Source organism: Methylobacterium sp. HJ2 (genome assembly GCF_056431005.1).
Window position 1 is genome coordinate 153,893 of sequence record NZ_JBWJYM010000012.1, and the last position, 9,155, is coordinate 163,047.

The window sequence follows — 9,155 nt, forward strand, 5'->3', positions numbered from 1 at the left end:
TCGGGTGTCGCGCGGGCACGGCACGGCAGGCGCCGGGCTTCGAGAACGTCGGCGGCGCGCGGGCGCCGGGTCCGCCGTCCTGCGGCTGACGGGCCTCGCGCTGATCCTCGGCCTGCCGGGGCTTCCGGCCGTGGCCCGGCCGGGACCGGCGCCCGGAGGCGCAGCGGCCTCCGTCGAGGCGGCGACCGACGCGGTCGTCCTGTCGGAGCTCTCCGTGACGGGCGAGGGCGCCGACCCCTACGGGCGCGGCCCGACTGTCGCCGCGCCGCCGGGCTCCGCCGCGGCCGTCATCGAGAACCCGGTCGGCCAGACCGCCACCCGGATCGGGCGGCAGGACACCATCGCGGACCGCCCGGCCACGACCATCGGCTCCGTCCTTCTCGACAGCCCCGGGGTCAGCGTGCGCCAGGGCAGCGGCGGGCGCGACGCGGTCGTCTCGATCCGCGGCAACAACGCCCGCCCCACGGGCGGGACCAAGAACGTCGTCGTGGTGGAGGACGGTTTCGTGCTGACCCAGCCCGACGGGCTCGCGCGCTTCGACCTGACCGACCCGCGCGCCTACGCGGGCGCCACGGTGTTCCGCGGGCCGCAATCGGCGCTGTTCGGCATCTACGCCACCGGCGGTGCCATCGCCCTGCGCACCCGCGATGCGGCGGAGATCGACGGCACCGAGATCGGGGTCGATGCGGGGGGCTTCGGCGCGCTCAGTCCCTCTCTCGCGGTGGGGCAGGTCAGCGGGCCGGTCGCGATCAGCCTGTTCTCCAGCGACGCCCGGGCCAACGGCTACCAGGACCACAGCAGCTACGACACCCGGATGGTCAACCTGCTGGCGAGCGTCACGCCCGGCCCCGACGACCGCTTCGTCCTGAAGGTGATCGACAACCGGATCGGCGCCGATCTGCCGGTGCGCAGCTCCCGCGCCGAGTACCGGATCAACCCCTACCAGCGCGGCTGCGCGGCAGTGGCCGTCGCGGCGCCGGGCTGCAGCCTCGTCAACCTGTTCCGGAACGGAGCTTCCGGCGCCACCGTGCCGGTCACCGCGGACGAGGGAGGCTTCGGACGCGACGACCGCCGCACGGTGGTGGCCGCGCGCTGGGAGCACGACCTCGACGCCTGGACGAGCTGGCGCACGCAGGCCGTGTTCTACGAGCGCAACTTCGACCAGCCCTATTATGCCACCGCGTCGCGGGGCTCGTACCCGTCCTGGAGCGGGCTGAGCGAGCTGACCCGGCAGGGCGACCTGTTCGGGATGCCGGCCCTCGGCTACGCGGCGCTCGCCTTCGGGACGATCGACGGCCACGCCACCACCTTCGCCCGCGCGCCCTACGGCGGCCCGCGGCTCGGGGCGCTGCTCGGCGATCTGGAGAGCACGCAGACGAATCTGGGCGGGCGGGCCCGGGTCGAGCTGGCGCTCGGGAGCGCCTGGACCGGGGTGCTCGGCCTCGGACTGGAGAACACCTGGCTCGCGGGCCGCAACCGGGCCTACGCCACCACGGCCGCCGGCCCCGTCGCGACGCTCACCGGCATCGACCGCAGCCTGTTCAACCTCGCCCCGGAGGCGGCCCTGGTCTACCGCCCGGACCCGGCCTGGGCCCTGCGCGGGCGGGTGGCGACGGGTTACGGCACGCCGGTGGCCGGCAACCTGTTCGTCACCCCGGCGGGGCTGCCCGGCGACAACACCGGCCTCAGGACCCAGCGCAACCTCGGCCTCGATCTCGGGCTCGACTGGAGCCCGCGCGGGACGCTCCGCCTCAGCCTCACCGGCTTCTACGAGCTCTTCCGGGACGAGCTGGTCTCGCAGGGGGGCGGGGGGCCCGTCACCTACACCTACAACGTGCCGGCCTCGGAGCATCGCGGCCTCGAGATCGGGGCGGAGTGGCGCCCGCTGCCGGGCTGGCGCGCCACCCTCGCCTACACCTACGACGACCAGATCTACACGCGCTTCGCGGAGACGCTGTCGGCGGGCGGGCTCAGCCGCGGCTTCGACCGGGCCGGCCGGCGGATCCCCGGCGTGCCGCCCCAGGTCGGCCTCGCCCGCCTCGGCTACGACGTGCCGGCCGGCCCGCTCGCCGGGCTCGGCGCCTTCGCGGAGGTCGTGGTGCAGGATCGCGTCGCCCTCGACAACGCCAACCTCCTGCGCGCGCCGGGCTACGCCCTGGTGAACCTGAACCTCCACTACGACGCCGCGCTCACCGGCGGTCCCGCGCGCCGGATCAGCCTCTACCTGGAGGTGCGCAACCTCCTGGGCACCCTCTACGCCGCCTCGACCCAGAATCTCGCCGACACCCTCGGCCCCGGCGGCCTCCAGAACGGCGCCGCCGTGCTCGCGGGCATGCCGGGGGCGATCGTGGCGGGCGCGCCGCGCACGCTCTTCGGCGGGGTCCGGCTCGGATTCTGACGCGCCCGCCGCCGGGCGCGCCCGGAGGCTCGGCCGCGGCTCAGCCGCCCGCCGGCTCGCCCGCGCGCGCCAGCCCCTCGAGGATCGCGCCGACCACGCGCTCCTGCTCGGGGGCCGTGATCACCGCGTCGAGCGGCAGGCGGAGCAGCGTCTCCGCGGCCGCCCGGGTGACGGGCAGGGTGCCCAGGGCCCGGCCGTAGCGCAGGCCCGCGGAGGCGCTGTGCAGCGGCACGTAGTGCGTGCGCGCCTCGATGCCGCGCGCCTCGAGCGTGTCCCGCACGGTTTGGCGGACCGCACCGCTGCGGAAGCGCAGGGCGAAGATGTGGCCGTTGTGGCGGGCCGCCGCCGGCACCGCGGGCAGGCGCAGGGCCGGGCTCGCCGCCTGCGCGAACAGGTCCGCGTAGCGGGCCCAGGCGGCCCGCCGCGTCGCGTTGACCGTCTCGGCCGCCCCGATCTGCGCCGTGAGCAGCGCGGCGGTGACCTCGGAGGGCAGGAACGAGGAGCCGAGATCGCACCACTCGTAGCGCCCGATCTCGCCGCGATGATAGCGCAGCCGGTCCGTGCCCTTCTCCCAGGCGATCTCCGCCCGAGCGACGAGGTCGGGCCGGCCGACGATGAGGGCGCCGCCCTCGCCGCTGCTCACGTTCTTGGTGGCGTGGAAGCTGAAGGTGCCGAGATCGCCGATCCCGCCGAGCGGCGCGCCGTTCCACGACGCCCCGAAGGCCTGCGCGGCGTCCTCCACCAGGGCGATGCCCGCCTGCGCGCAGAGCGCGAGCAGAGCGTCCATGTCGCAGCCGACACCCGCGTAATGCACGCAGAACACGGCCCGGGTGCGCGGGCCGAGCGCCGCTGCGACCGCGGCGGGATCGAGGTTGAGCGTGGCCGGATCGACGTCCACGAAGACAGGGACGGCGCCGCGCAGGGCGACGGCGTTGGCGGTCGACGGGAAGGTCCAGGACGGCATCACCACCTCGTCGCCGGGACCGAGCCCGAGCACCAGGGCGGCCATCTCCAGCGCGTCCGTGCAGGAGGTGGTGAGGAAGGGCGTCCCGGGCACGGTGCGGCGGAGCAGGGCATGGCAGGCGGCCGTGTGCTCGCCCCCGCCGGCGAGCCCGCCGGCCGCGAGCGCGCGCGCCACCGCCTCCACGCCCGCCAGGGTGACGGTGGGACGGCAGAACGGCACCGGCGCGCCCGCGAGCGCCGCGGCGGGGCGCGCCTGCGCGCTCATTCCCACGCGGCGGCCCGGCGGTTGGTCGAATCGCCCACCGGGGCGAGGCCGGGGACGAGGGCCCGCCCCGCCTCCGGGTCGACCAGGGTGGCGCTGAGATAGAGGCGGGCGATGTCGAGGCCGCCGTCGGGCCCGTGCTCGATGGCGAGGTCGCCGAAGCCGAGCCGCGGCAGCACGGCTTCGAGCAGGCTCCGGTCGATCCAGTGGAAGCGCGTGCAGGGCGCCGCGTCGAAGGCGGAGTGCCGGCCGGTGTCGCGCAGCATGCGGGCGAGGCCGCTCGCGCTGCCGCCGTCCGCGAAGGTGGCGACCAAGCGGCCGCCCGGGCGCAGCATCGCCGTCGCCGAGATCAGGTAGACGAGGGCGGATTGGAAATCCATCATCATCAGGACGTCGATGGCAAACCACAGGTCCGCGCTGCCGGCCCGGGTGCCGTAGGCCCGGAGCAGGCCCTCGTTGTCGCTCCAGGCGATGCGGCGCGCATCGAGCCGGCCCGCCGCGACCGCGGCGGCGCAGCGGGTGCGGAGCACGTCGAGGAAGGCGTCGCTGATCTCGAAGGCGGCGACCCGGGCCGGCGTGCGGTCCAGCGCCAGGGCGGTGTACTTGCCCGCGCCCGGCCCGATCTCGACGATCTCGCGCAGGGCCTCCGGCGCAGGCCCGGCGATCCGCCGCCACGTCGCCTCCTGCAGGGCCTCGTCGGCCCATTCGTCGCCCGGCCAGGGCCAGTCAGCGCCGGCGGCGGCGCGGCGCTCGGGAAAGACGCGGCGGACATAGTCGTTGAAATAGGCGCGCGCATCGGCCGCTGCGGCGCCGTCCCCGTTCGCTCGCGTCATCCGGTCGTGGTCCCGCTTCGTCCCAAGGATTCAATCTCAAGTCCCCCGGACCGGGAGCGAGCCGCCAGTTAAGGGTGCTGTTCGATAAGACTTTAGTGCCAGATGGTAAATAAGCCATCCCGGCGGACCGCTGAGATGCGGGGCCGGACCCTGCTGCAGCCGCGCCGGCCAGGAAGCGAGAGATGCTGAACTCGTATTCAGGGATCATCGTCCAAGAACAGGATGTCTATTCGGATTACGATCTCAAGCGCGTCCTGCACGCACAATATCTGGAGATGTGGCCCGAACACAAAATTGGCCACGATCGCCTCTTCGGGTTCAGCGTGCAGGACGTTCTGCTGACGAGCGGCTTCGTGCCGATCGACTTGCGCCGGGAGCGCATGTTCCTCGGCCAGACCTACGCCGGCATCGCCGACATCGTCCCGCTGCGGTTCACCCGGACGGCGGACCGCTACGACCTCGCCGCCGCGCCGGCTCTCCATCCGGGACGGCACGTCGTGCTGGGCGGCCCGATCGACGGCGTCTGGTATCACTGGCTGTTCAACTGGTGCCCGCGGCTGCTGCTGCTCCGCTGGCTGGCGCCGGAGCGCCTCGCAGATCCCGACACCCGCATCGTCGTCCATCCCACCGCGATGCGGGAACCCTTCCGGGCCATCCTCGACACCTTCGGCATCCCCGAGGAGCGGCTGCTCCCGGTCGATCCCGCCCGCGACCATCGACTGCAAGAGGCCTATCTCGTCTCCTTCCTCAACCAGCGGCGGCTGTACCCCGACCTCGTGCGGGCCTTCGCCCGGCACGTGAAGGACGCCTTCGGCCTCGCGGAGGTCACCGCCGCGCGCCGGATCTTCGCGAGCCGCCAGGGCCTGGCCGGGCCCAAGCGCCGGATCGCCAATTTCGAGGCGGTGGCCCCGGTCCTCGAGCGGCACGGGATCCGGGCCGAGACCCTCGGCGACCACTCGGCGCGGGAGCAGGCGCGGCTCTTCCACGAGGCGGATCTCGTGGTGGGCGGGCACGGCTCGGATCTGGCGAACCTGCTGTTCTGCCGGCCCGGAACCCGCGTCCTGGTGATCGAGAGCGCGTTCAGCGTCGAGCGCCGGGAGCATGTCGGCCTCCTGCATCTCTGCGAGGTGCTGGGCCTCGAGTACCATCTCCTCGTCGCGGCCACCGCGGAGGAGGGCGCGCAGGCCGCCGGCCCGGCGCGGCGGAACCTCGATTACCGGGTCGACCCGGACCACCTCGCCGGCCGCCTCTCGGCCCTGACGGCCCGGCCGCCGGTGCGGGAGCGGCACGGCCGCCCCGATCCTCTGTTCTGAGCCCGTGCCTCCGCGACGCGGTGCGGAGAATGCGGCGTCCATCCGGTGCCGGGGAGGGGATCGCGACACAATGCGCCGGTGCCGTCCGCCGGACGCGTGCCGCGAGCCCGCCCGACCGTCATCCGGTCCGAGCCCGACGCGTGTCTGTCCGCCGCACGACCTCGGAAACCCCAGTCTGACGCCTGCATCCGCCATTCGCATAAGATATATTATGGAACCATCAGGTCGAGGGAGGCCCATTCCTACAGTTTTCGTTAACCATACGGCGTTGCCGTTTCGGGGCAGGGGTCCTGTGCCGCGGCTCCGCAGCCCTTGGCCGTCCTGTCCTCGACCGTTCGAGGCGGAGGCCGGGATGCCGGGAGCCGCAAGCTGGCGTTCGACGCGCGGCGATCCGGACACCGGCTCGGTCGACAGGTCCGCGCCGTCCTGGACCCGCCCGCGCGATCGTGGCGGCCGGCGCTCCGGGGCAGGGCCATCCCCGCCCGAGCCCCCTCCCCGGTCAAGCGGCCGGCTCATCCGGTCGCCGGATCATCCGGCCGCCGGGTCCCGGCGAAGACCCGTCCGTCCGCGAAGCGGCAGGCCACCTCCTCGCGCAGCCGGCCCGCCGGGCGCACCCGCACGGCGTCCGGCCGCTCCAGTTCGTCCCGGCGCTCCAGCGCCTCCGCCGCGTCCATCGGCACGTCGCGCCCGCCGCCGAGGCCGCGCCACCACAGCACCGCCGTCTCGCGCGCGTAGCCGCTGCCCGCGAGATCGAGACGGATCCGGCTGGGCGCGCCGCCGCCGAGCACCACCGCGATCCCGTCCGGCGTCGGCTCGACGCGCCACTGCGTGACGGGCTGCCAGCCCGTCCGAAGCGCCGCCGTCACCGCGGGCGAGAGGATCGGCAGCGCGTCCTCGGCTTCCGCCTCGTGCGGAGCCTCCGCGGACTCCGCCTCGGGCTCGACCCAGCAGGCCTCGCAGGTCGAGGCGTTCAGCGCGATCAGGGCGCCGCAGCCGGGGCAGGGCTTGGCCCGCACCACGCCCTCCCGCCCCCGCACCGCCGCGGCCGTGCGCGCGGTGACGACGTCGACCGGCCCGTGCATCCGCACCAGCCCCGCATAGTCGAGGATCAGCGCGTCGGCCTTGCCCGGCGCCGTCCGCAGGGCACGCCCGACCTGCTGCACGTAGAGCCCGGTGCTCTGGGTCGGGCGCAGCAGGGCGATGAGATCGACCTCGGGCACGTTGAAGCCGGTGGCGAGCACGCCGACCGAGGTGAGGCAGCGGATGCGGCCCGCCCGGAACGCCGCCACCATGCGATCGCGGGCCCGGCGCGGGGTCTCGCCCGTGAGGGTCTCGCAGGAGACGCCCTCGGCGCGCACCGCGTCGCGCACCGCTTCCGCGTGGGCGACGCCGGCGCAGAAGGCGAGCCAGGCCCGGCGCCCGTGGCCGTAGCCCAACATCTCCTCCACCGCCGCGCGGGTGATCCAGTCCCGGTTCACCGCCGCCTCGAGCTGGCTCGGGATGTAGTCGCCGCCCCGCCGCCCGACGCCGCTGACGTCGAGGGCGGTGAGCGTCGCCTTGGAGAGCAGGGGGACGAGGTAGCCGCGCTGGATCAGGTCTCCGACATTGGCCTCGTAGACGATGCCCTCGAACAGGCGCCCCGCCCCCTCGTCGAGCCGCCCGCTGTCGAGGCGGTAGGGCGTGGCCGTGAAGCCGACGACGCGCATCTCCGGCCGCAGGCGCCGCAGGCCGGCGAGGAAGCGGCCGTAGCGGGTCTCGGCGTCGCGCGGGATCAGGTGGGCCTCGTCCACGATCACGAGGTCGCGGGGGCCGAGGGCGTCGAGCTTGTTCCAGACCGACTGGATGCCGCAGACGACGATCGGCCGTCCCGCCTCCCGCCGCCCGAGGCCGGCCGAGAAGATCCCGGCCGGCGCCTCCGGCCACCAGCCGACGAGCTCGCGGTGGTTCTGGGCGATCAGCTCGCGGCTGTGGGTGACGACGGCGATGCGGGCGTCGGGCTGGCGCTCCAGGGTCTCGCGGGCGAGGGCGGCGATCACCAGGGCCTTGCCGGCGCCCGTGGGCAGCACGATCAGGCCGTCGCGCAGGGCGGAGGCGGGAGACGAGCCCCCTGCCCCGCTCCAGGCCGCCCGGAGCGCGTCGAGGCTCGCGCGCTGGTAGTCGCGGAGTTGCAGCATGGGCGGCGGTGTAGAGGCTCGGCCGCGGCGCGTCCGTGGCGGCATTGCCTCAGACCCGATCCAGATGATCCCTGCGGGATGACGGATCCGGGCTTCGCTCAAGCGCCGCGCGGGCTTGTCCGGCGCTGCGCGGGCTTGCTGGCTCCGTCCCCGCTCCGGCCGGGCGGATACCGGGTCAGGTGGGCTCGGGGCGGCGCAGCAGGTAGATGTCCATGATCCAGCCGTGGCGGGCGCGCGCCTCCGCGCGGACCCGGCGGATCTCCGGCCCGACATCGCCGAGCCGCCCCGAGCGCAGGATCTCGTCGGCCGTGCCCAGATAGGCGCCCCAGTAGATCGTCAGTTCCGGGTCGAGATGGTCGAAGCGCGGGTCGGCGTCGAGCATCACCACGGTGCCGTCCGCCTCCGGCAGGCCGGCGGCGAGGTTGCGCCCGGTGGTGATCTGCACCGCCGCGCCGATCCGGTTGAGCAGGATCCGGTGGGCCGCCGTCAGCGCCTGCACGCTGGTGATGCCGGGGATGACCTCGCAGGCCAGGGCGAGGCGCCCGCGCGCGCGGATGCGCTCCAGGATGCGCAGGGTGCTGTCGTAGAGGGAAGGATCGCCCCAGACCAGGATGGCTCCCACCTCCCCTTCCCCGAGGCTGTCGGCGATCACCCCCTCGAGCACAGCGGCGCGCGCGGCGTGCCACGCCTCGACGGTGCCGCCGTAATCGGCCGGACGCCGCTCGCGGGCGGGATCCTCCACCGCGACGAAGCGGTAGGGCCGGGCGATGTGGGCCGCGCAGATCTGCCGGCGCAGGTCGATCAGGTCGGCCGTCTCGGAGCCCTTGTCGAGGGCGAACACCGCGTCGACGTCGCGGAGCGCCCGCACCGCCTGCAGGGTGAGATGGTCCGGGTTGCCGGTGCCGATGCCGATGACGCGCAAGGTTCGCATCGCAAAAGGTCCTGCGGACAGCCAAAAGCCCGCTCCAGTGTGATCCGGGGCGGGCTTGTGAGGTTGGTTGCGGGGACAGGATTTGAACCTGTGACCTTCAGGTTATGAGCCTGACGAGCTACCGGGCTGCTCCACCCCGCGCCAGGGTCGTGAGCATCGTGTCGAGGGAATGGGTTGGCATCCTGTGGATGCGTGCCTGCGCTGTGCGGGTCTGGCGGCGACCGACTCTCCCGTGTCTTGAGACACAGTACCATGGGCGCTGGTGCGTTTAACGGCCGAGT

Annotated in this window: 6 protein-coding genes and 1 tRNA gene; 2 read left to right on the forward strand and 5 right to left on the reverse strand. The window is 74.1% G+C overall.

Translation table 11 applies throughout. The features are described from left to right. The first annotated feature begins 112 nt into the window (after positions 1–112). Positions 113–2,398, forward strand: a complete 2,286-nt coding sequence (locus ACS5RC_RS24135) for a TonB-dependent receptor family protein (protein ID WP_478346476.1) — start codon at positions 113–115, stop codon at positions 2,396–2,398. A 40-nt stretch (positions 2,399–2,438) separates the two neighbouring features. Here the strand turns inward: ACS5RC_RS24135 and rffA are convergent, their stop codons facing one another. Further along, on the reverse strand, positions 2,439–3,626 hold the full coding sequence (rffA, locus tag ACS5RC_RS24140; RefSeq protein WP_478346462.1) for a dTDP-4-amino-4,6-dideoxygalactose transaminase: 1,188 nt from the start codon (positions 3,624–3,626) through the stop codon (positions 2,439–2,441). Further along, positions 3,623–4,456: a class I SAM-dependent methyltransferase gene (locus tag ACS5RC_RS24145; protein WP_478346463.1), complete on the reverse strand. Its 834-nt coding sequence runs from the start codon at positions 4,454–4,456 to the stop codon at positions 3,623–3,625. The genes rffA and ACS5RC_RS24145 overlap by 4 nt, the downstream gene beginning before the upstream one ends. Positions 4,457–4,638: 182 nt before the next feature. Here ACS5RC_RS24145 and ACS5RC_RS24150 point away from each other — a divergent pair, with 182 nt between their 5' ends. Beyond that, positions 4,639–5,769 (forward strand): glycosyltransferase family 61 protein, encoded by a 1,131-nt coding sequence (locus ACS5RC_RS24150; RefSeq protein WP_478346464.1) that lies wholly within the window; start codon positions 4,639–4,641, stop codon positions 5,767–5,769. A gap of 512 nt (positions 5,770–6,281) precedes the next feature. Here ACS5RC_RS24150 and ACS5RC_RS24155 read toward each other — a convergent pair. The 3 genes from ACS5RC_RS24155 to ACS5RC_RS24165 all read right to left on the reverse strand — a co-directional run bounded on the left by ACS5RC_RS24155 (position 6,282) and on the right by ACS5RC_RS24165 (position 9,015). After that, on the reverse strand, positions 6,282–7,943 hold the full coding sequence (locus ACS5RC_RS24155; protein WP_478346465.1) for a DEAD/DEAH box helicase: 1,662 nt from the start codon (positions 7,941–7,943) through the stop codon (positions 6,282–6,284). Positions 7,944–8,118: 175 nt separating this feature from the next. After that, positions 8,119–8,874, reverse strand: coding sequence for a precorrin-6A synthase (deacetylating) (gene cobF, locus ACS5RC_RS24160; RefSeq protein WP_478346466.1), 756 nt, complete (start codon positions 8,872–8,874; stop codon positions 8,119–8,121). Positions 8,875–8,938: 64 nt separating this feature from the next. Continuing rightward, positions 8,939–9,015: transfer RNA gene (locus ACS5RC_RS24165), tRNA-Met, on the reverse strand. Positions 9,016–9,155: the final 140 nt, after the last annotated feature.